The 24,608-nt window shown below is 62.1% G+C and carries 20 protein-coding genes, 1 tRNA gene and 1 pseudogene; 8 read left to right on the forward strand and 14 right to left on the reverse strand.

Annotated elements, in window-relative coordinates; genetic code table 11:
* Positions 1-550: 550 nt before the first annotated feature.
* From OPIT5_29980 to OPIT5_29995, 4 genes are all read right to left on the reverse strand, one after another.
* On the reverse strand, positions 551-2,605 hold the full coding sequence (locus OPIT5_29980) for a hypothetical protein (GenBank protein AHF94929.1): 2,055 nt from the start codon (positions 2,603-2,605) through the stop codon (positions 551-553).
* 548 nt (positions 2,606-3,153) lie between these two features.
* The gene (locus OPIT5_29985; GenBank protein AHF94930.1) at positions 3,154-4,119 is read right to left on the reverse strand and encodes a hypothetical protein; all 966 of its coding nucleotides are present in this window, start codon (positions 4,117-4,119) and stop codon (positions 3,154-3,156) included.
* Between the two features lie 1,632 nt (positions 4,120-5,751).
* Positions 5,752-5,826, reverse strand: a tRNA-Met gene (locus OPIT5_29990).
* Complete coding sequence (locus OPIT5_29995) at positions 5,817-6,044, reverse strand: hypothetical protein (protein AHF94931.1); 228 nt, start codon at positions 6,042-6,044, stop codon at positions 5,817-5,819. Before OPIT5_29995 ends, OPIT5_29990 begins: the two co-directional genes overlap by 10 nt.
* Between OPIT5_29995 and OPIT5_30000 the strand changes: the two genes are divergently transcribed.
* The 4 genes and pseudogenes from OPIT5_30000 (at position 6,043) to OPIT5_30015 (ending at position 10,578) form a co-directional block, all read left to right on the forward strand.
* Positions 6,043-6,309, forward strand: a complete 267-nt coding sequence (locus OPIT5_30000) for a hypothetical protein (protein ID AHF94932.1) — start codon at positions 6,043-6,045, stop codon at positions 6,307-6,309. The genes OPIT5_29995 and OPIT5_30000 overlap by 2 nt on opposite strands.
* Positions 6,306-6,758 carry a hypothetical protein gene (locus OPIT5_30005; protein ID AHF93770.1) on the forward strand — a complete coding sequence of 151 codons (453 nt, stop codon included), beginning with the start codon at positions 6,306-6,308 and terminating at the stop codon, positions 6,756-6,758. Before OPIT5_30000 ends, OPIT5_30005 begins: the two co-directional genes overlap by 4 nt.
* Before the next feature lie 125 nt (positions 6,759-6,883).
* Positions 6,884-8,751, forward strand: a pseudogene (locus OPIT5_30010) (4-hydroxy-3-methylbut-2-enyl diphosphate reductase).
* A 117-nt stretch (positions 8,752-8,868) separates the two neighbouring features.
* Positions 8,869-10,578, forward strand: a complete 1,710-nt coding sequence (locus OPIT5_30015; protein ID AHF93771.1) for a pyrophosphatase — start codon at positions 8,869-8,871, stop codon at positions 10,576-10,578.
* A gap of 399 nt (positions 10,579-10,977) precedes the next feature.
* On the opposite strand, the gene OPIT5_30020 is transcribed toward OPIT5_30015, so the two are convergent.
* From OPIT5_30020 to OPIT5_30055, 8 genes are all read right to left on the reverse strand, one after another.
* Positions 10,978-11,907, reverse strand: a complete 930-nt coding sequence (locus OPIT5_30020) for a hypothetical protein (GenBank protein ID AHF93772.1) — start codon at positions 11,905-11,907, stop codon at positions 10,978-10,980.
* A 223-nt stretch (positions 11,908-12,130) separates the two neighbouring features.
* Positions 12,131-12,631: a D-tyrosyl-tRNA(Tyr) deacylase gene (locus OPIT5_30025; GenBank protein AHF93773.1), complete on the reverse strand. Its 501-nt coding sequence runs from the start codon at positions 12,629-12,631 to the stop codon at positions 12,131-12,133.
* Positions 12,632-12,653: 22 nt separating this feature from the next.
* Complete coding sequence (locus OPIT5_30030; GenBank protein AHF93774.1) at positions 12,654-13,847, reverse strand: trans-2-enoyl-CoA reductase; 1,194 nt, start codon at positions 13,845-13,847, stop codon at positions 12,654-12,656.
* Positions 13,848-13,911: 64 nt separating this feature from the next.
* On the reverse strand, positions 13,912-15,207 hold the full coding sequence (locus OPIT5_30035; protein AHF93775.1) for a hypothetical protein: 1,296 nt from the start codon (positions 15,205-15,207) through the stop codon (positions 13,912-13,914).
* Between the two features lie 43 nt (positions 15,208-15,250).
* Complete coding sequence (locus OPIT5_30040; protein AHF93776.1) at positions 15,251-15,844, reverse strand: mechanosensitive ion channel MscS; 594 nt, start codon at positions 15,842-15,844, stop codon at positions 15,251-15,253.
* A gap of 47 nt (positions 15,845-15,891) precedes the next feature.
* Positions 15,892-17,484, reverse strand: a complete 1,593-nt coding sequence (locus OPIT5_30045; GenBank protein ID AHF93777.1) for a phytoene dehydrogenase — start codon at positions 17,482-17,484, stop codon at positions 15,892-15,894.
* A 73-nt stretch (positions 17,485-17,557) separates the two neighbouring features.
* Positions 17,558-17,815, reverse strand: coding sequence for an acyl carrier protein (locus OPIT5_30050; protein ID AHF93778.1), 258 nt, complete (start codon positions 17,813-17,815; stop codon positions 17,558-17,560).
* 24 nt (positions 17,816-17,839) lie between these two features.
* A complete protein-coding gene (locus OPIT5_30055) occupies positions 17,840-19,081 on the reverse strand; it encodes a beta-ketoacyl synthase (GenBank protein ID AHF93779.1) in 1,242 nt (413 codons plus the stop codon).
* A 90-nt stretch (positions 19,082-19,171) separates the two neighbouring features.
* Here OPIT5_30055 and OPIT5_30060 point away from each other — a divergent pair, with 90 nt between their 5' ends.
* Positions 19,172-20,170, forward strand: coding sequence for a UDP-glucose 4-epimerase (locus OPIT5_30060; protein ID AHF93780.1), 999 nt, complete (start codon positions 19,172-19,174; stop codon positions 20,168-20,170).
* A 389-nt stretch (positions 20,171-20,559) separates the two neighbouring features.
* Here OPIT5_30060 and OPIT5_30065 read toward each other — a convergent pair whose 3' ends face one another.
* Positions 20,560-21,381 (reverse strand): AraC family transcriptional regulator, encoded by an 822-nt coding sequence (locus OPIT5_30065; protein ID AHF93781.1) that lies wholly within the window; start codon positions 21,379-21,381, stop codon positions 20,560-20,562.
* Between the two features lie 179 nt (positions 21,382-21,560).
* Between OPIT5_30065 and OPIT5_30070 the strand changes: the two genes are divergently transcribed.
* Positions 21,561-22,355, forward strand: a complete 795-nt coding sequence (locus OPIT5_30070) for a hypothetical protein (protein AHF94933.1) — start codon at positions 21,561-21,563, stop codon at positions 22,353-22,355.
* Between the two features lie 131 nt (positions 22,356-22,486).
* Positions 22,487-23,212, forward strand: coding sequence for an N-terminal cleavage protein (locus OPIT5_30075; GenBank protein AHF93782.1), 726 nt, complete (start codon positions 22,487-22,489; stop codon positions 23,210-23,212).
* Positions 23,213-23,233: 21 nt separating this feature from the next.
* Here the strand turns inward: OPIT5_30075 and OPIT5_30080 are convergent, their stop codons facing one another.
* Positions 23,234-23,326: a hypothetical protein gene (locus tag OPIT5_30080; GenBank protein ID AHF94934.1), complete on the reverse strand. Its 93-nt coding sequence runs from the start codon at positions 23,324-23,326 to the stop codon at positions 23,234-23,236.
* Here OPIT5_30080 and OPIT5_30085 point away from each other — a divergent pair.
* Positions 23,325-24,602 carry a hypothetical protein gene (locus OPIT5_30085; GenBank protein ID AHF93783.1) on the forward strand — a complete coding sequence of 426 codons (1,278 nt, stop codon included), beginning with the start codon at positions 23,325-23,327 and terminating at the stop codon, positions 24,600-24,602. The two genes, OPIT5_30080 and OPIT5_30085, sit on opposite strands and share 2 nt — an antisense overlap.
* The last annotated feature ends 6 nt before the right edge of the window (positions 24,603-24,608 follow it).

Genomic DNA, 24,608 nt, shown 5'->3' on the forward strand with positions numbered 1-24,608 from the left:
ACTCTAATGGTGAAGAAATGCACATAGGGGGTGCTTCCCTCCATGCCCAATCAAGCATTGCTTTTGCAAACGTCAACATAATAATGGATTGAGAAAATTTCCGGGATCACTGTCTCCCATTTCAGACAAGTAATGATATAAGACCAAACAGGATAGGGGGATGTGAGCGGGACAATCATTGCATCAATATAGTATATCTGCCGTATTTTGCCAGAAAGATAACAACGCTCAGGCTTCTTGTTTGGCAGTTGATGCCGGACAGAAAAGATGTAGGCAGGGCGAGTAGTGACACTGTGTCATCGTTTTTTTTCTAGATTTTCAATCGGGGTATTTTTATAATATAAATATAACGGAAAATTACGGAAAAAGAGGTGTCACCGTGTCACTGATCAATCAAGGCATCAGTAATGCCTATGTAACGTATTTACTCTAAAAAATTATGTAATTTCATGAATCATCACTCCCGATGATATGAGATATATCACCGAGAGTGACACTGCTTGCTTTAGACTAAAAACCTGACTAATTTGGCATTAGAGTACTCCACTGGTCACAACTCAGCGGGCGGTTCAATTATCCACAAGCGCTTCTGTGCTGTGCGCTTTCGTTTCACCCGGCGGCATTCCTCTCTTTCAAGCTGGCCTAGTAGCTGCCCGCATGCGTTCGGATGTGGAAGCAACTGTCTGGCGACACTGCCATAACTCGTGTTTTCAGTAAGTCTTGCCTGTAACTCGGGAGCTGTTCCTTCCCATGTTGACAGCGGGCGCGCCGGTCCGTCCAGAGCACTAAACCCGTTCGAATGCTCGGCGAACAGGACTGCATCAATAATTTCAATCAATGTTGTTGCTGGTGCGATTTCGCCCAACCCTTGTAACAGGTCCGGGTGATGGTAGTGGGTAACGTTGAACCGCTCACACCTGATCTCGTCCGGAATCTGGTATTTCAGCAGGTAGTCGGCCAGCGAGGGAAGTTCCGCTACCAAGGCATTCCAGAATGCGGCTTTCTGATCGGCAGTTTCGGTTGGCATCGGCATGTTGCAATGACTCACCTTCAAGAGCATGATCTTGTCCCGGACATCCTCGTCGATAGGCGGTAGCACCTGAAGACAGGTCGGTTCGTCATTCAGGGATATTGTCGCCGCCCAGATTGGCATGAGCGTGACCGAATCACGGTACTTCTGGGAACAATTCTGTTTCTTGTTCACAGCTATCTGCTTGATGTAGCTGGCAAGACGCCTGCGTATCGCGTAATTTGTCGATTCTGCTGCATCTTCTACCATGAGGTGAGTCGCAGCAAACCAGTCGCTATTGAACGCGGTTACTCCGGTCATGAACGGATACGGATTGGCAGATGTCCCACCAAAAAACTCTGTCAGCAGTGCCTGAAAAAGCGACTTCCCCGAATTCCTCGGCCCACATAGAGCCAGTACCTGACCATAATGCCAACGCCGGTTCAGCAGGGATTCATACCTGATTTTCAGCCATCCATAGACATAGGCTTGTTGGCATTCGCCAAACAACTGCTGAAAAATGTCTCGAATGAGCGGGAAATCACCGGCTTTGGCTTCAACCGGCCTAGATTCCCGTGTAACGAGAATCTTGCGACCCAGCACGGCATGCAGCCCGACCGGATACCCGGCAACAGGTGCGGCATAATCCAAGGCTTTGTCTTTAACAAGCTGGATGATCGCACGTTTGGTTTCAGGCAAGGGTTCTCCGTTAAGAGGATTTTTGCTGACTCCGGCATCGACCAGAATGTTTTCGGCCAGCGCTTGGGACACTTCAGTCCACCCTGTTTCCGTCTGGGTGTAGAACAGCCCTCTTGACCCGGTGTAGTAGAGTTCGGGAAGCGGAAGTGCGATCTCCAGTGACCGGATATCTCCGGTTGTGGCAGCAGCAGGATCGCAATAGACTAGCTCCTGGTAACCGCGTCCGCGAGGAAAGCCCGGCAATCTGGCAGGCTGACTGGCGGTGAACATTTTCGGGTCACAGCCCAGTTGAGGCAAAATCGCCTTCAGCTCCTGCAAGGTTTTCTCGTCCGGATACCGGAACCACCCATGTAGGCTTTTACCTCCTGTGTTGACGACTGCAATCAGAGGCAGGCCCACGTTGTCACGAAGGAATCGGAAAATTCCTCCTACCCTGTCGCGGTCAAGCGTGTCCGACTCCACCACAAGGAAGCGCCGTGTATCCAATGAGGCATTACTACGGGAATGCGAACCACTGCGAAACGTGGCGGGGCAAATAAAGGGGGCCGGAGGAGGAGTGCAGTTCGCTATCCATTCCTCCCGTGTCCTGAAGTACGCGCCGTGACGTAGCTGGCCGGAGGCGGTGAGTTCTCCGACCCAAATCGTGTCGCCGGATTCAAAGCACTCGATCAGCATCCGGCACTGAGCGGCGTGATCATCGGGAGGAATTGCAACCGGTGACGCCCCTTTGATCGCATTGTACGGCCACTGAAATTCCCTCAGCAAGTAATCCCGGACGTAACGTGCCCGGCGACTGATTCGCGCCAGCTCCTCGCTGCGCAGTCTCATTATTTTCTCCAGCGCAGAGCGAGCTTTCTTGTCCGCATGGGTATCGCTGCTCCGGGCAAAACCTGTCAACCGGGCATTAGCGGTCTTTACCTCTGCACTGCAATTCTGGTGGAAGCAGTGGATGTGTGGCGTCGGTTCGAGATACAAGCGGCAATCTTTGGGACCATTCTTCCCGGTATGGTTGGCCTGTCCGGGACAGGTACAGAACCATGCCCCGGAAGAGGCGTCTTTTCGGACATCACCCAAAACCTGATAAACAAATTCGGGACATTCGTGGTTTGGTGCCTCGTCGAACTGAAACACCTGCGTTTCGGTGTCTGGGTCTGGTGCGGATGAAGTTGCAACGTTGGCAACTTCGCTGGCCGTTTGTGTCGTGGTGACTGCTGTATTTTGGTCTAAAATGCTCATTGTATATGAGATTTGACAAGGCTCCGCCCCGAAGGAACGAAATGCATCCAAATTATGAATACAGAGCGAAGCCTATAGTCGTTTTATGTGTGGGCAAAGGAATCCCGTCCGCGCAGCAGGGGGCAGCAGGCCGACAGGCGAAGGCCATGAGGTATGGCCGTCACCTGCGGATCATGCATCTCAGGCAGGCTGCGCGGACAGGTTCGGGTTCAGGCGGCTTCCTCCTGGATGTCCTCCGGTCTTTCGAACGGATTTGGCGGCGCGGATACCGAATTGAGCATCCGGACTTCATGCCCGGGCCATTCGGAAATTCTGGACCACCAGTAATCGACCCACCGGGAGTAGTTCTCAGGGTTGGCCTGCTGCCTCCGGAATTCCTTCGTGCCGAGAGCCCCGTCCACCCACAGGTGCAGGCGGTCGTAGAGCCCTGTGGCCTTGGCGGCGTGTTCCGCCTCGGCAAAGGCACGGAGGGCATACTTGGGCCACTCGTCCGGCGCAAAGCACTCTTCCTTGAACAGGATGTTCTTGGAACGGGCGTAGGCTGCTATGCGGCTCACGTTTTCGCCCCGGATGTTGATCGGTTCGTGGAAGACGGTGAACGGATTCAGTTCCTTCACCGCAGACATGGTTTGCAGCAGGTCGTCACAATCCGACTCCGGGAAAACCGGAGCGATTGCGACGAACACGGGGATACCTGCCTCCGCAGCGGCCTTCAGGGTTTCCAGCCTGCGTGCGGGAGCCGGTGCTCCAGGTTCGTAAAGTGCGCTGAGGTCGGCCCGCAGGGTTGGCAGGCTCATCCCCAGCAGCAGCCGGTTCCCGAAACTCTTTAGCAGGTCAAAATCCTTTTTCACAAGAGGGCTCCGGGTCAGGATGCGCACATTCAGCGAGGACTGGTCCCGGATCGCCTCCAAGGCTTGGACCATCAAGCCGGACCTTGATGTATTGAGGGCGATTCGCGTTTCTGCGTCCGGGTGATAAATGACCTGATACGGATCAGTCGTGCTCGAAAACATCACGGCTCGATGTCCGTCCGGTGTCAGCTTTTCGGCAGGCAACCGGTCGGCCCGCCTGAGTGACCTCAGGAAGGTCGCCGCATCATACGGACGCAGGAAGACATAGCTACCCCATTCGCTGTCAGGATCGGAAACCCCGAGCGGTTCCAGCTTCTTGGCCATCTTTGAGGCCGAGACCTCCGGAACGTAACAGAATCGGCATTTGTGGGCGCAACCGACTGCAATGTTGGCTGCAAAATCACTCAGGCTTTTGTGCTTGAATCGATTCTGCGCAATTTCTAGCGGCTTATCCCAGAATCCGATCGGATACGGATGCAGCCCGGCTAGATTGTTTGGATTGATATTGTCTTGAATAGAAATGTTCATGGTAAAACTGGCACTTAGTGCCTTTAATTATCCAGTAGCCTGCCGATAGTCCCATTTGGGCATGACAGGCCCTTGGATGCCCGAATCCGGGCAGAGCTATAGAACACTATTGTATGTATGCAGGCTAGTGTTGCCAATTTGGATACAGCAGAACCTGCGCTGCCCATTTTTGGGCACACCAATAGATTATTAATCTTTGGCCGAACGTATAAACTACATCCGACTTAACCGTTAGTACGGCAAAGCAAAAGAATTTCAGTTCGGTCAATAATTATTATTTTTTATTATGTTCTGATATATGAATTCCCCGCCAAAGGACTCCCATTAAGGAATATGATTATAAAATGGTTAAAATTTAGACAATTTGAAAATTCATTTTTCAGCGAAAAAACATGTGGGGTATTGTAGTGTCACTCAATTAATTCATTATTCGCTGTAAGTCAGTGTGCAAGAAGAACTCCAGTATTGTCAAGTTTTCACATTCTTCTCGGTTATGACTACTTTTCCAAACTGCCATCTGGAACTATGGGAGATCATTCGGCTTTTTTTAGTTCAGCTTCATTATCACCCATAATGTGATGTATCAAATAAATCTGTCTTTTATGATTTTATTATTTTTGATCAACTGATCGGTTTATGCATTCTCCTGTGAGGTTAACGTCATCAATGAATGACGATTCGCTTGCATCAGCGCCCGTGATCTTGGTGTCACAATTATACCAATTCCTTGGTATAACCGCAGGATCACAAACGCTGTTAAAATTCCGCAAGCCGAAAGGCTGCGGAAAATTGATACGGCCTCCCTCTTCGACAGGATCAATCGTTGGAAAAATGCCTGATGAATGAAGGATTCGAAAATCATCTTAAACGATCTAAATTTAGACTCAAAGAACAAAAATTCTGAAAATTGGACGGGCAAAAGCGGAGAAATTGGGCTGTTTGTCAAGCAATATGTCCACTAATATGGCTATTTAATCATAACTATTTCCCAAACATCATCTTATTTGCATATTTTTATTCAAACTATAGGCAGATATTCAAAATTCTGTGCAGTCAACCCGGAAGTGAGGCACACGAGCGCCATATACCGCCCTGTTTTTCCATCCAGCCATCGCCCTACTCCGCCTTCCGCCGTCACATCCGGCAGCAGCGCAATCGCCGCCTTTTTCGAATCCTCGTCAACATGGGTACCGCCGCACTGTCCTGCCGATGATGTCACGCGCCACGGCTTCAACCACATCGGCATTCTCGACGTTTCACTGCACACCACGCGAATTCGTCACTGCCACCTTTGCCTCGAAACAATACCCTCTTCCATTAGAGAAGTGCATTGAGTCGACCTAAAAAATTGGCAGGGGATTGACAGGGGATTTTCAATTTCAGTGTTTTTTGACATCAGAAAAATCTCCTAACTCTCTCTGTATCAAGTGGTGCCAGAGGGCAGGATTGAACTGCCGACCAAGGGCTTATGAGTCCCCTGCTCTACCACTGAGCTACTCTGGCGGGAAATGAGGGGATGTGACTACGTAGCCCGCCGGAACCATAGCAAGCAAAAATTCCCCGGAATCCCCCGGCAACACCCGCCGCCAGCCCGGCCTGGCCTGATCACACTCGCCCTCCCCTCGCCCGCGCCAGCGTTCCCCTGTTCTTCCCATTACCATCTGCAATGCCATCCCCGGCTTGCCGCTTGCGTCTTTTCCGGTGAATATCCGCGTCATCATGAACCTCACTACCATCATCGACGAAATCGCCAGCCAGGCGGACGATTTTCTGGAAGGCTCCACCAGTCGCGATCAGGCACGCGCCGGCATCGCCGAACTCATCACGGTCGACTACAACCAGCTCGCCGCCGGCGACCGCAAAAAAGTCACCGATGGCGTCATGGCCATTCTCGAGGACGAAGGTTTTTTTGATTCCCGCTACGCCTTCGACACCGGGAGCAGCGACGGCGGCACCACCGACGAAGAGGCCGGAGGTGACGAATGATCTCCTGGTCCGCCCCCGATCTCACCGTTCACCCGCCCCGCAGCCCGCGCCTCCGCCTCGGCGGCTTCGTTCACCTGCCGCGCCTGCTCGACAAGTCGCGTGCCTTCGCCGCCGGCAAACAGGGCGAGTACATCTACCCGTGCCCGCTCGACAAACGCCTCTTCGCCTTCACCGGCATCGATCCCGACGCGTTTCTCGAAGCCGTCAAAACCGGTCGCAACGACACCGAAATGCTCGCCTGGGTCACCGCCAATACCCGTCCCGCCCGCGCGCCGCACGAAATCCTCGCCTGGTCCGCCTGGCTCGAAAACCTCGCCCCCGGCGACGCCGATCGACACGGGCAATTTGCCGACGCCATCCGCACCCTCGCCCCGGGCCGCGATGACATTCGCACCACCTTCGACCGGCTCGATCTCGACGACTACACCAGCTTCGGCGGCAAGGCCTGAATTTTTCCGGAAACAGTCCGCGAAACACACCCGGGACACGCAAAAGACCGCGTCACCCTGCCGCGGGACGATTTTCTTTTCGTGTCTTTTTGTGTGTTTCGTGGGCTTCTTTCCTCCGACATCCGATGTCCGACTCCATCACGCTCTGTTTCGATACCAACAACCGCCTCGCCGTCCGGCCCGATCCCGCCGACCCGGCCCGGCGCCTCTCGCCCGCGCCCGCGGCCGACCTCCCGCTGCGCACGCAACCCGCCGAATTCTTCACCCTGCCCGATCCCGCCGATAACCGCCGCACACTCCGCGTCTCCTTCGCGCAAATCGCTCCCCCACTCTCCCCTTCCCTCGCCCCCTCCCCTCTGCCCTCCCCGCTGCCCTCCCCGCTCCTCTTCCGCTCCATCGAGCAACTGGAGGCCGGGCCCGCGGCGCTCTCGCCCCTTCTCGCCGCTCTCCTCCCGGCGCTCGAACCGCACCTGATCGCCATCCCCTACCTTCACCTCGGCGAGAGCGATTTCATCTACAAGTTCCGCCCCGAAAAAGAGCGCAACACCGCCATCTACGCGCAGGACGGCATCTCGTCCGCCCTCTACCAGTCGCAACTTTGCTCCGCCCTCAAGGCGCTCGCCCGCCGCCTCGAACGCACCGCCGCCGACCCCGTGCCGCTCGATTTCGGCGCCGTGAGCTACCTGGTGCCCAGCCACTTCGGCTTCTGCCTCGGCGTGAAAAATGCCATCGAACGCGCCTACGAAACCCTCGCCGCCAACCCCGGCCGGCGCGTGTTCATGCTCTCCGAACTGATCCACAATCCGTTCGTCAACGAAGACCTCCTCCGCCGCGGCCTCCGCTACCTGCAAACCGACAAGGGCACCCCCTTCACCACCGACGGCCGCAAAGCCTCCGCAGCCCCCCCCCCTCCCCCCCTCTCTCTCGCCCTTCCGCCTCCGACTCCGCCGCCCCCGCCGCCCCGCTGCTGTGGGATACGCTCACGCCCGACGACATCGTCATCATCCCCGCCTTCGGTGCGACCGACGACGACAAGCGCCGCCTCATCCGCAAGGGCATCGCCCTCGGCGAATCCGACGCCACCTGCATGCTCGTCGAAAAAGTCTGGAAAGCCGCCCGCTCGTACGGGCGCGACGGATACACGATCATCATCCACGGCAAACACGAGCACGAGGAGACCAAGGCCACCTTCGCCAACACCCGCCGCCACGCTCCCGCCGTCATCGTGCGCGATCTCGCCGAGACGCGCCTCCTCGGCGAGATCATCGCCAGCCGCGACCCCGCCTTCCGCGCCACCTTCTACGAAAAGTTCGCCGGCAAACACACCGAGGACTTCGATGTCGCCCGCCACCTCGACCGCGTTGCCGTCGTCAACCAGACCACGCTCCTCGTCAACGAAACCCGCGAGATCATCGCCTGGCTGCGCGACCTCTACGCCGCCACCTTCGGGCCCGACATCCCCGGCGCCCTCCCGCGCGTCGGCCGCGGCGGCCGCACCGACACCCTCTGCTACGCCACCCAGGTCAACCAGGACGCCCTCGGCCGCGCCTTACAAAAGCCGCTCGACGCCGCCATCGTCATCGGCGGCAAAAACTCCTCCAACACCTGGCAACTCTACCGCCTCTGCGAACAGCAACTCGGCCCCCGCGCCTTCTTCATCCAGAGCGAACGCGACATCCGCTCCCTCGCCGAAGTGGAGCACACCGTCTTTGCGACGCACCAGGGGGCCAACCCCGCCGGAGGCACCGAAATCCGCCCCCTCCTTCCCGCCGGCGCTCCGCCGCATCCCTCGCCCGGACACCCCCTGCGCGTGCTCGTCACCGGCGGCGCCTCCTGCCCCGACGGCCTCATCCAGCAAGTCATCACCCGCATCAACAGCTTCATGCCCCCCGGCGCCCTTCGCCCCGTCGAAGCCGTCCTCGCCGACATCGAACACCTCGCCGCCGAAAACCCGCGCCGCCAGCCGGCAACCGCCGCCACCCTCGCCGGCTGAGCCGCGTTCATAACGATCTCCCGCTTGCTCTGCTTGCGCCCGGTCGCGACCTTGTCACATTCCGCGCATCCACACTGCCACACCAACACCACACACCTGACCAACGGCCCCTCCAGCATGTCCGCCGCACCGACCTCGTCCACCACTCCCACCTACGTTATCGGACACAAAAACCCCGACGCCGACTCCGTCTGCTCCGCCATCGGCTACGCCGCCTACAAGGAAGCCCGCGGCATCGGCGGCCACATTGCCGCCCGCGCCGGCAACTCCAACGCCCGCATCGACACCATCCTTCACCGCTTCCAGCACCCGCTGCCCCTCCTCGTCAGCGACGTCACCCCGCGCGTCCGCGACATCATGGTGTCCGATGTCGTCACCATCAACGAATCCGCCACCTGCGCCGAAGCCCTCGAACTGATCGACGAGCACGACGTGCGCATCCTCCCCGTCGTCGCCGATGACCGGCGCGTCCTCGGCACCCTCTCCATTTTCCAGCTCGGCGGCTTCTTCGTGCCCCGCATCCGCGCCGTGCGCGAACTCCGGAAGGTCCACACCAGCATCGACTGCATCGTCCACGCCCTCAAGGCCCGCGTCCTCCACACCGCGCGCCCCGACGTCATCGAGGAGCTCTACGTGCGCATCGGCGCCATGGACGTGCGCTCCTTCTGGAAAGTCGCCCAGGACGACGGCATCCCCGCCGAGCAGGCCATCATCATCGTCGGCGACCGCTGGGATATCCAGCAACGCTCCATCCAGGTCGGCGTGCGCCTCCTCGTCCTCACCGGCGATCTCCCCGTCGAGGAAGAAATCATCCATGCCGCCCAGCAAAAAGGCGTGTCGCTGATCGTCAGCGCCTACGACTCGGCCACCACCGCCTGGATCATCCGCACCGCCACGCGCATCCACGACCTCATCGACCGGCAGTTTTCCTCGCTCAGCGCCGACACGCGCCTGGCCGACGTGCGAAAAAAACTCGCCGCCTCCTCCGCCGCCGCGCACGTCGTCCTCTGCGACGACGGCAAACTCCGCGGCATCCTCACCAAGACCGACATGCTCAAACCCGCGCGCACGCGCCTCGTGCTCGTCGATCACAACGAACTCACGCAGGCCGTCACCGGCGCCGACCAGGTCACCATCACCGAGATCATCGACCACCACCGGCTCGGCTCCCTCTCCACGCAGCAGCCCATCCTCTTCCTCAACGAGCCCGTCGGCTCCACCTGCACCATCGTGGGCGACCTCTTCCGGCGCGACGAGCTCCGGCCCACGCCGCAAATCGCGGGCATCCTCATGAGCGGCATCATCGCCGACACGCTCCACCTCAACAGCCCCACCTCCACGGAAAAGGATTCGGTCGTCCTCGCCTGGCTCTCGCAAATCGCGGGCGTGGATTCGCGCGCGCTGGCCGACGAGATTTTCAGTTCCGGCTCGGTCATTCTCGCCAGCCCGCCCGACAAGGTCATCCGCTCCGATTTCAAGGTTTACGACGAGGACGGCGTCCGCTTCGCCGTCTCGCAGGTCGAGGAGCTCGGTTTCGGCAACTTCTGGAAGAACTCGAAAAAACTCGCCGAGGCGCTGGAGGAAATGTGCACGTCCGAAAAACTCGCTTTCGCGGGCCTGCTCATCACCGACATCAACACGCAGAATTCCCTGCTGATCGTGAAAGGCGACGCCGATTTCATCCGCCGCATCAGTTATCCGGCGGTGGAACACGGAGAGATTTTCGACATGCCCGGCATCGTCAGCCGCAAGAAGCAACTCATCCCCTACCTCACCACCGTGCTGCACGAAATGGCCGCCGAAGGCGTGGTGCCCGGAGTGGAGTGAATACGGACCGGGCCCCCCTGCATTCCGCCTTTCTGCGGCGAAGCCGCCCTGGAGTGCGGCAGTCCTCTGCCGCTTTCCGCTCGCTCCAAAGCGGCAGAGGACTGCCGCACTCCAAGGCTGGCTTCGCCAGCAGCCGGAATCGTTCTCGTACTCTTTCCCGTTCTCTTTCTCCGGTCCGGGTTCGTTCTCCTTCTCTTTCTCCTGATCGTTCTCCTGCTCCGGCCACTCGCACGGCGCGCCGCAGCACGAGTACGAGAAAGAGAAGGAGTACGAGAATGAGTACGATCCGGAGAAAGAGTGAGAGAACGAGAAAGGGTAAGAGTGGATGCGGGCGGGACGCCCGCAGAACACGGGCTGGAAGCCCGTGCCACTTCATGGGCAAGGATGCCCATGCTACCTTCACTCCCCCTGCCGTTGCAGCCAGGTGCGGCTGATCTGCTCATGCGTGAGCAGGAAAAAGTGATCGGCACCCGGAATCGTCGCGGCGTCAAAACGCACGCCTCGCCGATGCAGAAAATCGAGCGACTGCTGCCACACGCCTTCCACGACAAACCCTTCGGCCGCCCCGGCCAGAAACCGGATCTGCCGGCCCGCCGCCAGCAGCCGCAGCGTATCCTCCGGCGGATACGCCGCGAGCACGGTCAGCGAAGCGTACTCCTCCGGTCGCGCGGCAAACAGGCGGCACGCGCCGAATCCCCCTGCGGACAACCCCGCCAGTTGCGGACGCGCCAGCGGAAACCCCAGCCGTTGCTCCGCCGCCCGTCTCGCTTCGGAGACATAGGCCGCCGGCACGGTCGCCCCGCTCAGCCCGTAGGCCGGCAGCAGGAGGATCGCGTCCGGATACACCTCGTGGAGGAAATGCGCATACCACAAAAAACTGCCCCCGTATCCGTGAAGGAATACAACCGTCCGCGATCGCGCGTTCGCTCCCGCCGGGACCACCAGCGTGGCGAAGCCCGACGCCGGCCGGGTCTCCGAAAGGCAGTAGTCGAGCGCACCCGGCGCCGTGTTGAAACCGGGCGCCTGCGCGATCCGTTCGTAACGCCGGGAGACCAGGCGGCCCAGTTGCGCCGCCTGCTCCTTCGGCAGGCCGAGCAATTCCGCCTGCCCGAGGGCAAGCCCGATCACCGCCGATTCCGGCAACGTCCTTACCGCCAGCCGCACCGCCGGGAGCCATTGCCGGACGCGGTCCTCCAGCTCGGCATCGACCGGAGCCGCCGCCAGCTTCGTGGGCCAGGACAGCGGCAACACCGTCACGGCCTGCGCGCACGCCGTCCCGGCGAGCAAGGCCGGCAACAGGCGACCAACCAGCACCGTGACGAAGATCATTTTCCGCATGCGCCAGCTTCGGGTGTAACCCGGGGCGAAGTCAACTGGCCGGGAGGCCGGGGGGATCCGGAGCGGTGTAACCGGAAGTGAGGGTGGCATGGGCATCCTTGCCCATGAAGTGGCACGGGCTTCCAGCCCGTGTTCCGGAAGGCGGCCCTTCGCGCCGTCCACGGGCAAGGATGCCCGTGCCACTTCTCTGCCAATCCGGCCCGATTACACCCGTCTACTCCCGGGCTTTCGTGTCGATCACCAGCGTGACCGGCCCGTCGTTGACCAGCGCCACCTGCATGTCGGCGCCGAATTCGCCCCGCTCCACACGGCGACCGCCGAGCGCGGCCTCCATCTGCGCGAGAAATTTTTCGTAAAGCGGACGCGCCAGGTCCGGCCTCGCCGCCGCGTCGAACGACGGTCGCGTGCCCTTCCTCGTGCTCGCGAACAGCGTGAACTGGCTCACCACCAGCACGCCGCCGTCGCCGCTCCCGTCGACAGCCGGCTCCGCCACGCTGCGATTCATCGGCCCGGGGCCGTCGGGATTATCGGGGTTGTCAGGGTTGTCGGGAAAAATGCGCAGCCGCGCCAGTTTTTGCGCGAGCCATTCGCCGTCGGCTTCGGTGTCGTCGCGGGCCACGCCGAGGAGCACGAGCAGGCCGCGGCCGATCCGGCCCGTGACGCGTCCGCCGATCGTGACGGACGCGGACGACACGCGCTGCACCACCGCTCTCACCGGTTCGCCTTTCTCCGGCCGTTCACCCGACGGAGAGCGGCACGTGCGGATCGGTGTCGGCGTCGTAATCGATGCCCGGCAGCCCGAAGCCGAAGAGTTTCAGGAACTCGGCGCGGTAACCGGCGATGTCGGTCAGCGCGTCGAGGTTTTCCGTCGCCACTTCGGGCCAGATTTTTTGCACCTCGTCCTGCACGTCGGGTTGCATCTCCAGGTCGTCGATGCGCACGCGGCCGGCGTCGTCGAATTCCAGGCCCGTGCCGCCGTACATCTGTTTTTCGAAGAGGCGCTGGATCTGCTCGATGCAGCCTTCGTGCGTGCCCTTCGCTTTCATGATCTTGTAGAGGATCGAAATGTAGAGCGGCACGACGGGGATCGCCGAGCTGGCCTGCGTGACGAGCGCCTTGTTGACCGAAATGAAGGCGCGGCCGTAGCCGTGCGTCTTGAGTGTGGCGTCGATGGCTTTCGCGGCGCGCTCGAGGTCGTTTTTCGCGAGACCGATGGTGCCGTTCCTGTAGATCGGCCAGGTGACTTCGGGCCCGATGTAGGAGTACGCGACGGAGGTGGCGCCGGGCGCGATGAGGCCGGCCTCGTCGAGGGCGTTGATCCACATTTCCCAGTCCTCGCCGCCCATGACGGCGGTGGTGTCGGCGATCTCGGCTTCGCTGGCCGGCTCGATGGTCACGGAGCTGACGATGCCCTTGTCGGTGTCGACGGTCTTGTTGGTGTAGGGCTGGCCGACGGGCTTGAGCACGGATTTGTGGGTGACGCCGGTCTTCGGATGCGTGCGGCGGGGTGAGGCGAGCGAATAGACGATGAGGTCCACCTGGCCGAGGTCGGCCTTGATGGCGGCGAGCACGTCGGCCTTGAGCGCGTCGGAAAAGGCGTCACCGTTGAAGTTGCGCGCGTAGAGGCCGGCGGCCTTCGCGGCGGCGGTGAAGGCGGCGGTGTTGTACCAGCCGGGCGTGCCGGTCTTGTCGACATCGGAGGGACGCTCGAAAAACACGCCAATGGTGGCCGCGCCGGAGCCGAAGGCGGCGCCGATGCGCGAGGCGAGTCCGTAGCCGGTGGAGGCGCCGATCACGAGGACCTTTTTCGGACCGTTTTTCAGCGGCGGCCGGCTTTTTACGTACGCGATCTGCTCCTGCACATGGGCGGCGCAGCCGGCGGGGTGGGCGGTGATACAGACGAATCCACGAACCTTGGGTTTTATGACCATATGAACGCCGGAGTTTCAAAGACCGGCGGGACGTGACAAGTAGCAAGTTTGGTCCGCCGTTCCGTCACTTCGTCCCGGTCCGGAATACCGGGCTGCGCGCCAGCAGCCAGCCGAGCAGGCCCTGGAAGACGCCGTGGCAGGCCGGGTTGTCGCGTCCGCCCGACAGGCCGGTTTCACGAAGGCAGGCCATCAGTTCGTCGGGCTGGTCGCCCGGCAGCCAGATACGCCAGAGCGGCCAGAGGTCCTGCGCCGAGCCCGCTCCAGGGCCGTCCGCCTCCGCCTGCGCGGCGAGCAGCGGAAAGGCGGCGTCACAGAAAAAGGTGTCGAGCCGCGTGCCGCCGCCGGGCGCCTCCGCGCCGGTCAGCCGGGCCAGTTCCTCGCGTAACGGACGCAGCTTCGCCTGCCGGCGTGCCGCCGCCACCCGCCAGTCGTCTCCCCTGCCCTGCTCCGCGGCGCTCGCCGCAGCCGCTTGCAGGCGCGGCCACGCCTCCCGCAAACGCGACGGCCAGTCGGGCGCGGCGGCGATCCAGCGGGCGTATTGCGCCAGCCTCACGCGCGGGCGGTTGGCCGGACGCACACCGCGCTGTTGCCAGCGCTCGCGCTCCGCGTCCCGGGCAGCGGCAGCGGTGCGATCCGGTGCCGCCCGCCAGGCTGCCAGCGGGAAGGCCGCAGCCACGGCCAGCATCGGCGAGCGGTTCATCCGGTAACCGAGCACTTCGAGCGCGGCGTGGTGACAGGCGGCCTCCCAACCGAGACGGGTGATGCGCTGCCCGGCGAAACGGACTTTCTGCCGCCAGCGTTTTTCGGCGTGCAGCGCGACGCCGTCGGACAGCGCCTCGCGCGGGAGCGTTGCCAGGAGCGCGCGCAGCTCGGTGACAGGGCGGCCGGCAAGCGCCTCGATCGCCTCCTCCGCGGCGTAGGCTTCCAGATCCTGATGGAGGTACGACAACAGCGCGAGCACCGGCAGGCGCCGTCCCTGCGCGCCCGCTGTGAAGGTCTCGTGCGCGGCGGGCGGAAACAGCACCACATGCAACACCACATCCGCGTAGGCCGGATCGTGCGCGTGGGCGTGCGCTTGCCAGTCGGCGGTGTACAGGTGCAACTCCACATCGCCCGTCAGGGGCTGGCCGTCGAGCAGCAGGCGCGCTTCGCGAAAATCCGGACCCGCCAGCCGGTTCCACCGCCCCGGATGGACGATGCGGAGCGGGTGCCCGTCGGCGGTTTGCAGGGACGCGCGGTCGAAATCACCGCGCAACCAGATCTTCTGGAGCAGGTTTTCGGAAAACGAAAACGCTCCGTCCAGTCCCGGCATTTCCGCGACCATGCCGGCGGCCTCGTGCTCAGCAGCATTGCCTGTCATGAGGGCCAAGCATCCGGGTTGAAAGCCCGGTCGCAACTGCAATTCATCCCTCCTGCTTTTTCACCGGAGCGTCGGGTTTGCGCTCCAGTTGCTCGGCCAGCGACAGGGCGCCCTGCCCATCAAGGCGGCGTTTGATGATTTTCTGGAAAAACATGTTGTTGGGCACCTGGATCAGTCGCCCGTCCTGGTCCTGCAACGTCGTGTAGACAAAGTTGAGGTTGACCACCTTGCCGCGCACGCCGGCCGGATCGGTGAACTCGATCTCGTCGCCGACCTCGAAGGTCCGCGACATGAGGATGACCATCGTGCAGGAGACGTTGCTGAGCACGCTCCACACCGCCACGAATCCGATGGCGATCATCGCCAGCATTGTGGCGAGGAGGGTCCAGATATCGCCAAGATTGACGCCAAGGACTCCCATGATGACGACCACCGTCACGACCACGACGCTCACCTGTCCGCCGCGCCTCAGGGGTTGCAGGAAGATCGACGATGTGCGCGCGGCGACGAGGCTGGAGAGATGCTGCAGTACGAAATTGGCCGCCAGCGCAAGCGCCACGATCAGGATCAACACCGGCCAGACCGCCAGAATTGTGTGCCAGAAGGAGGAGAAATTGGACAGGAAATCGACTTGCATGCGGCCAACTCCGGAAAGGTGGCCGGCGCAGGCAAGCTCTTTTCCCGCTACGCCCGCGCCTGTAACACGTGGAAGTTCGCCATGGAGATGCCGCTGAGCATCGCGCCGACGATGCCGAGAAACCCCTGGTCGGTGCCGGCCAGGTAAACATTTCCCAGGGCGGTGCGGCCGTCGCGGAGTTTTCGCGGCGAACCGTAGATCGCACCCTGCGCGTGGCCGGTGTAGCGCACGATCGTCAGCGGCGTGAACATGTCGGTGGCGACGGTGGCTGCGGCCAACACGCCGGCGTCGTCGTGTGCGGCGGCGTTGGCGGCGGAGCCTGCTGCCGCCCGAGCCGTCAGTCGCGGCGGCGGGAGGAAGCGCAGGGCGCTCGCCTGCATGGCGGCGAACCACACGCGCTTCGCCTCGCGGTAGGCGGTTCCCTGGCGGCCGGCGGGATCGGCGGCGGCAAGCGCGGCCCAGCGGTCGTGGTTGGCAAGGCAGGTGCAGCGCAGCCAGCCGTCGGCGAGTTGCCGCGGCGCGCCGGTGGCGGGATCGGCGCCGAACTCGAAGTTGTTGGGAAAACAGATGACGCCGCTGCGCGTGTCCACGAGGTCCGCCGGGCGTTCGTAAGCGAAGCGGTTGCCGTCGTTGAAAAACACGATGGTGTCATCGCCCCAGCCGAGCGCGGCCGGCTGGCGGTCGAGCACGGTGATGGTCTCGCAGTAGCTGAGGCGGCCGGGCGGATGCGAGGGCTTCGCCACGGCGTCGGCCATTCGGGATTCCGGATTTGAAATTTCAGATTCGGGACCGGGGCTCCCCCCGGCGACGAGCGCCTCCGTCTCGGGCGCACCGATCGTGCTGATGATGTGCGTGGCGGTGACTTCCTCGCCGTTGTCGAGGACGAGCGCGGCGGCGCGGCCGGCGCGGGAGACAATCCGGCGGACGCCGCACTTCATCCGGCGTTCGCCGCCGGCGGCGCGGTATTTTTCCAGCAACACGCGCAGGATCACGCGCACGCCGTCGAACGGCCGGGCAAACCCTTCGAGGAAGAGCGCCTTGAACATGATCACGAACTGGCCGAACTCCATGTCGCGCTCCTGCGCGCTGCCGTAGTACATGACCGGGCAAAACAGCATGTCCTCCAGCAACGGGTCGGTGACGTGGCGGCGCACGACGGCGCGGGCCGATTCGGGCTGAGCGCCGAGCGAGACGTCGTCGTATGTTTTCACGACGCCGACGAGCCGGCGGAAGCCGTCGATCTGCGCCGGGAAGGCGCGGGCGACCTCGCTCTCGAAGACGGCAAAGTCGTTGGTGAACGCGAGCGAGACCTGGCCGCCGTCCGGCCCGCCGGGCGCGAAAGCGATGCGCGAGCGTTTTTGCGGGCAGAGCGCGAACTCGTCGCGATCGATGCGGAGCTGGCGCAGGAGCTTGCCGAGCGGCGTGCCGCGGACGCCGGGCGGCACGTAGTTGGTCATGGCGTGCAGGCCCACGTCGTACTTGCGGCCGGCGATGCTGTAAAAACTGTTGAGCCCGCCGACGACGTTGTGCCGTTCGAAGATGCACACGCGTTTGCCGAAGTGCGCCAGCCGGATGCCGGCCGCGAGGCCCGACATCCCGGCGCCGATGATGGCGACGTCGTAGTGTGGTGCGATGGTCATGGAACAGAAAAGCCGGAAGGCAGAAGGGCCTCCCGGCTTTCGGAAACCTGGTGTCGCCGGAGCGCGGTTGCGGTTATTTGCCCAGCGCCGTGAACTTCGGCGTCAGGTAGTTCGCGCAACTGTCGAGGCTGGCGAGTTGCATGTAGTCGGCCTCCGGCACCTCGATGTTGTGGCGCTTGCGAAGCTCCATCACGATATCGAGAAAATCCATCGAATCGAGCTGGAGCTGGTCGCGCAGACGCACGTCGGGCTTGAGGTTGGAGATGTCCTCGTCAGGAGCGATGTCCGCGATGATTTCGAGGACTATCTTTTTGCATTCGTCTTGGGTCATTGGAATTCAGTTAAGGGGTCAGAATCAGGCGACAAATCGCTTCACAATCAACGTGGAATTTATCCCCAGCATCCCGAATGAATTATTCAGAATCGTATCGACCTTCGCCACCTTGCGCGGCTGGCCGATGACGAGGTTGGGCAACGCACATTGCGGATCGAGGTCATCCACGTTGATCGTGGGGTGAACGGTGAGGTCGTCGAACGACGGCAGGTTGCCCGCCAGTTCGAGCGCGCCGGCCGCGCCCATGCAGTGGCCGATAAAACTCTTCGTGTTGTTGATGAACGTCTCCGGACAATCCGTGAACACCTGTCCGAGCCCCTGGCACTCCTGGATGTCGCCCTGCGGCGTGGCGGTGGCATGCGTGTTGACGATGTGGATATCCTGCGGCCTGAGGCCGCCGCGTTCGATGGCGCGGCTCACGCATTCGGACTGGCGGGCGGGGTTGGGCAGCACGTAGTCGGAGGCGTCGCTGTTGACGCAGTAGCCGGAAATCTCGCCATAGATTTTCGCGCCGCGCGCCTGCGCGTCCTCGAGGCGTTCGAGCGTGTAGATGCAGCCGCCCTCGGAAATGACGATGCCGTTGCGCGCCTTGTCGAAGGGGCGCGAGGCTTTTTTCGGGTCCTCGTGATGGGCGAGCGCGCCCTGGGACTTGAAGGCGGCAAAAATGCCGAAGGTGCCAACGCTTTCGCTGACGCCGCCGCAGAGCGCGACATCCACCTCGCCGAGACGCAGCATCTGGGCCGCATGAATCAGGCCCATGTTGCCGGCCGCGCAGGCCGCGCCGATCGTGTAGGCGGGGCCGGTGATGCCGAGGTTGAGCGAGACTTCGCCCGCCGGGTTGTTGGCGACGGTGCGCGGGTTGTGGTAGTGCGACCAGAATTTGGTGTCGTAGCCGAATTTGGAAATCGCGTAGATCTCGTTTTCCGTCTCCACGTTGCCGTGCTCGGTGATGCCGATGTAGATGCCGGCGCGGTCCTTCGGAACATTTTCCCAGGCGATGCCGCTGTCGGCGAGCGCCTCGCGGGCGCAGTAGATCGAGATCGAGCCGGCGCGGGTGCCGACGCGCAGTTCCTTCTTTTTCTGGTAACGCAGCGGATCGAAGTGGCAGATGCCCGCGATGAGTTTGCCCATGTAGCGCACCTCGAGCGGCTCCACGCCGGCCACGCCGTTGAGGAGATTGTGCCGGAACTCGGCCAGATTGTTGCCGTTGGGGGCCGCGAGGCCGACTCCGGTGATGACGATGCGTGAGGTGTTGGGCGTCATAATTGAGAAACAGGCTAGCCAACCCGCCGGGCGGCGCAATACAAGCTTCGCTTCCCTTCACATTCCGCAGTCTTGCCTGAAAAAACGCTTATGAACGTTCTCGTCGTCGGAGGTGCCGGTTACATCGGCAGTCATTGTGTTCGCCAACTCGTCGCAGCGGGGCACCGCCCCGTGGTGCTCGACAACATGGTCTTCGGCCATCGCGAGGCCGTGGCCGCCGGCATCCCGTTTTACGTCGGCAATCTCGGCGACGAGGCGCTCGTCGGCGACATCCTCGAAAAGGAAAAAATCGAGGTCGTGATGCACTTCGCCGCCTACATTTTCGTCGGCGAGTCGGTCAACGACCCGATGAAGTATTATTTCAACAACGTCGTTTCCACGCTCCACCTGCTGCGGACGATGCTGGCGAAAGGCGTGAAGAAATTCGTCTTTTCCTCGACCGCCGCCACCTACGGCATTCCCGAAAAGATGCCCATCACCGAGGATTCGCCGACCAGTCCCATCAACCCCTACGGCCAGACGAAGCTCGATGTGGAGCACGCCCTGCACGCCTTCGCGCACGCCTACGGGCTGAGCGCGGCGGTCTTCCGCTATTTCAACGCCTCCGGCGCCTCCGAAGACGGCACGATCGGCGAGGACCATTCGCCCGAGACGCACCTCATCCCGCTGGCCATCGGCGCCGCCACCGGCGACCACCCGCCGCTCAAGCTCTTCGGCGACGATTATCCCACCCCCGACGGCACCTGCCTGCGCGACTACATCCACGTGGACGACCTGAGCCGCGCCCACATCGCCGCCTTCGACAAGCTGGCCGAGCCGGGCAAGGTGTTCACCTGGAACCTCGGCACCGGCACGCCGGTGTCGGTGCTGGAGATCATCCGCACCGTGGAAAAGGTAACGGGCAAAAAAGTCCCCTACTCGGTCGCGCCCCGCCGCGCCGGCGACCCGCCCGCACTCTACGCCGACTCGACGAAGGCGCAGCGCGAACTCGGCTGGAAGATCCAGTACCACGACATCGGGTCGCTCGTCGCCAGCGCCTGGAAGTGGCACTCGGCCAACCCGAAGGGGTATCCGAAAAAGCAGGACTGACGCCCCGCTGCTCCGGCCACGACTCCATCTGGTACCAACGTCCCCAATCTTCCGGATTTTTACACAAAGAGCGCGAAGGGCGCGAAGGATTGCCGGTTATCTTCCTTCGCAAGCTACCCTGAAAAATCGTGCGCGGAAGCGCATGATTTTCCTCGGTGCGGATGCGTTCCGGATTCAAACCGGGATGGCCACAAAAAACACAAAAATCCCTTCTGTCCGACGGGAATCTCCCGCGCGCTTATAAGCGCGATGGAGGATTTCATGCGCGGTGTGTTTTTTCGTGTTTTTCGTGGCTATTCTATCTGCTCCTTCGGTTGCGGCAAAGCCACTCCAGGCCCTTCGCGATCTTTGTGTAAAATCAAAGACATTCGGGGCACGGTTATTCCGGCTTATCTCACCGGTTTCTCGTCAGGATTCGTCCGCAGCGCGCTCGGCGGTTGCCCGAACTGTCGCCGCACGGCCTTGTTGAAATGCTGCGCATCCGGAATCCCCACCTGCCAGGCGATCTGCTTGATCGACATCGTCGTGTGCCGCAGCAGATGCAGGGCTGTCTCCATGCGGCGCCCCCGGATGTAGTCGCCCACGGTGGTTTCCACCGCCGCCTTGAACAGGCGGTTGAGGTGTGTTTGCGAGACGCCGAGCTCTCCCGCGAGCGCCTCGACCTCGATGGTTTCCGCCAGGTGCATGTCGATTTCATCCATGGCCCGGGCCACGATGGGATGTCGCCAGTTTCCGCCAGCTTCGCGTCCCGACGGCTGTTCGGGCACCAGTTGCCAAAGGATATCCCAAAGCCGCGCCACTGCCCGCTCCGGCTGCGCCCGGTAAAGCGACGACACCCGTTGCAACTCCGCCCGCAGCGGTTCGAATTCCCTGCCCAGGTCCTGCATGACCGGGATGTCCACGGCACGCCCGTCCGGCTCCGTTTCCGGAATGAAGTGAGCCCATGTTTTGACCGTCGGTTTCCGAAAGGTGTAAACGAGATCCGCATCCGGCCACGTGATGCCTGCATATCCGTGGTGAAACGGAAACACGTCGCCATCGATGCTCAGTTCTCCTTCCCCCTGAAACAGATTGAGACACCAGAACCGGTCGAGCCGATAGCGTTCCGCGCCGTGGCGCCCATGCGTGCGCCGTCCGGACATCCGCAGAATCGACGGGGGCCGGGTGAGCGGGATCGCATGACAAGGGGAACGAAAGAGCGGGGGTACCATGAGGATTGCGAAAACAGAGAAGCAAAACGCCCGCAATGCGATGTTGATTTTATACCACTTTTGGCGACTCACGCCAATTGTCGGCGAACCCTCCGGAGGATACCATGATCAGCATCGAAACGGGTGCTCTCGCCCACCGCCGATCACCCGAACCACCAACACCCACACCCGCACGCTCCATGAAACACGCGCTCCCCTCTCTCGCAGCCGCTCTCGCCTGCCTCGTCGTCGCCCCGTTCGCCACGGCCGCGTTCACCGAAGACTTCTCCGGGCTCGACGCCTGGGTTACCTACAAGGCCGGCGCAGGCGCCCTTGATGCCGAAGTCGCCGAAGGCAGCCTGAAACTCGCTACCGAAACCGCCATCGTCAATCCGGCGGAGACCCGTACTGTCCGCGCCATTACCAAGGCCGCCAGCAGCGACCTGAACCCCTTCACCGGCAGCGAGCCGGTCGACATCGTATTCAACGATCTCGCCATCCAGTCCGCTGGCGCCACCACCACCTTCCTGCTCGGCATCACGCCCGACAACGCCAATGCCAATATTTACGGCCGGAGCAATTCCCTCTACTTCGCGCAGAACGGCACGGCCAACGCCCAGCTCGTCCTGCGCGACGGAGGCGCCGCCACCACGGTCTGGAGCACCACAACCGCCAGCGAACTCAGCCTGAGTTACAGCTCCATCGCCATCTCGCTCACGGCGACCACCTGGTCGCTCGCCCTCTACGACCAGACCGGCACCGCGCTCGTCAACACGTCCGGCTTGCTCACCACCCCCGCCAATGCCGGCTGGCAGTCCGCGCTCTATATGAGCCTCACCCTGAACCAGTCGAGCGGTACGGCGGGCACCGCCGCCACCACCCTGCTCCTCGGCGGCATCAACGCCTCCCAGATTCCCGAGCCCGCCACCATTGCCGCCCTGCTTGGCGCAATCGCCGCCGGATGCGTCGCCCTGCTCCGCCGGCGTTCACGGTAATCCGCCCCGGAATCCCTGCATCGTTTTCCGGTCGCAGGTCCGCGCTGTCGAAACCAGACTGGCGGATCTGTTGCTCCTCCCCGTCCAGTCTCTTTTTCTCCGTTTTCCCCCCGTATTTTACCTCTCCGATCATGAATCCGTACCAACCCCGGCCCCGTACCATGCACGACCGTTCTCCAGCCCGCTCGGCGTTCACACTCATCGAACTGCTCACCGTGATCGCCATCATTGGTATCCTTGCCGCCATCATCATCCCCGCCGTGAGCGCCGTCCGTTCCAAAGCCCGCGCGATCACCTGCGTTTCCAACATGCGCCAGATCGGAGCCGCCATCTCCGGCTACGCTGCAGACAATGGCGACAAGCTCCCCGGCCCCATCTATCGTCCCCAGGGCACCACGATCAGCTCCGACGCCTCCGGCAACATCCGGGAAGAAAACCTCGCCGGTTTTCTGGCCCCCTACATGGGAGAATCCGCCCCTCCCTCCGGATATTCCAATGCCCGCGAGACAAAAGTCTTCCGCTGCCCCGTCTGGGATCGCCTCAAGGAATCCAGTTCCAGCCTCTCTGCTCCCTTCCAGGCCAACGTTCTTTATTTCGGCACGCCGCAGAGCGCCAGCATTCCCGCATCCCCGCCCCTGCAACTCGGTCGCATCCAAAGCCCCTCCATGACCGCCGCCCTCTTCGAAACCGACTGGAAAGACGGCACCGGAGAAACCACCGGCCAACACCCGAGGTACGCACAGACGCCGGTCCACGAGACCTACCGCAACTACCTGTTTTTCGACGGCTCCGTCCGCTCCATCAAACTCGCCGACCAGGACCACCAGCAACAGCTCATCAAGGACAACCGCCCCTGACCGGTTCCCGTCCCGCCGGGATCAGGTCAACTCCGCACCGGCCCACGACATCATCATGCCCGCCCGAAGAATAACCGTTCTCTCCCTGCTGTTCACCCTTCCCGTCAGCCTCATGTCCGCTGGCCCTGTCGCACAGGATTCCGTCCCCACCGAAACCCTTCGCCGTTTCCCCTCGCCCTCCTCGTCCGGGCCATCTGCATCTCCCTTCTCCCGCGACCTCGCCTCGCTCCTCACTCCGCCCGGCACCTATCCGGTCAACGACCCCGCGCTCCCTGCGGCCGACGGCATCACTCCACTCTTCTTCGACAGCATCCCCTGGAACGGGAAACCCACCCGTGTCTTCGCCTGGCTCGGCATCCCGTCGGCCGCCGCCGTCTCCGCGCAGAAATTGCCCGGCATCGTCCTCGTCCACGGCGGCGGCGGCACCGCTTACCGCAACTGGGTCCGGCTCTGGATGGACCGCGGTTATGCCGCCATCGCCATGGACACGTGCGGAGCCATGCCCGTGACGTCCGACGGCATGCAGCTCAAAACGAAACGTCACCCGCACTCCGGCGTGCCTTTCTCCGGCGGTGGATTCGCCCGCGCACTCGATCCCGAGGAAAACCAGTGGCCGTACCATGCCGTGGCCGCGGTCATCCGCGCCCACAGTCTCCTGCTCTCGCAACCTGCCGTGGACCCCCGACGCACCGGCATCACCGGCATTTCCTGGGGAGGCGTTCTCACCGAAATCGCCGCCAGCCTCGACCCGCGATTCCGGTTTGCCGCCCCCGTTTACGGCTGCGGTTTTCTCGGAGAGAACTCGTATTGGCTCGAAACGGATTTCCAGAAAACCCCGCCCGCCGCCATTGCGCGCTGGATTGCCCTCTGGGATCCGGCGCAATACCTCGGCCTCCCGGCCAGCGCCACTCCCGCCGCCCGCACGCCTTTCCTGTTCGTCAACGGAACCAACGACAAACACTTCCGCCCCGACTCCTGGCGCAAGACCACGCGTCTGGCCGCCACCACCGGCCGCTCCGTCACCCGCTCTCTCAAGATTCGCATGCCGCACGACCACCCTCCGGCCGGCGACCCCGTCGAGGTCACGCGCTTCGCCGACGCCCTCCTCCGCGACGGCACCCCGCTCCCGCGCATCATCAGGCAGACCGCCCATGACATCCGGTGGGACGCTGCGGCAGTCGTTCCCGTCGCCCGTGTCGAGCTAGTTTATACGACGGATTCCGGCTCCTGGCCGGCCCGCCGCTGGCAAAGCCTTCCCGCTGCCATCGATGCGGCTGCAAGCACAGCGGCCGCCTCCATCCCGGCCGGCGCCACCGCCTGGTATTTCAATCTTCATGACGCCCGCGGCTGCATCGTGAGCGGCGAACACTTCGAGAACACCGATACCTGAAAACGA

It is taken from the genome of Opitutaceae bacterium TAV5 (assembly GCA_000242935.3).
Lineage (GTDB): Bacteria > Verrucomicrobiota > Verrucomicrobiia > Opitutales > Opitutaceae > Geminisphaera.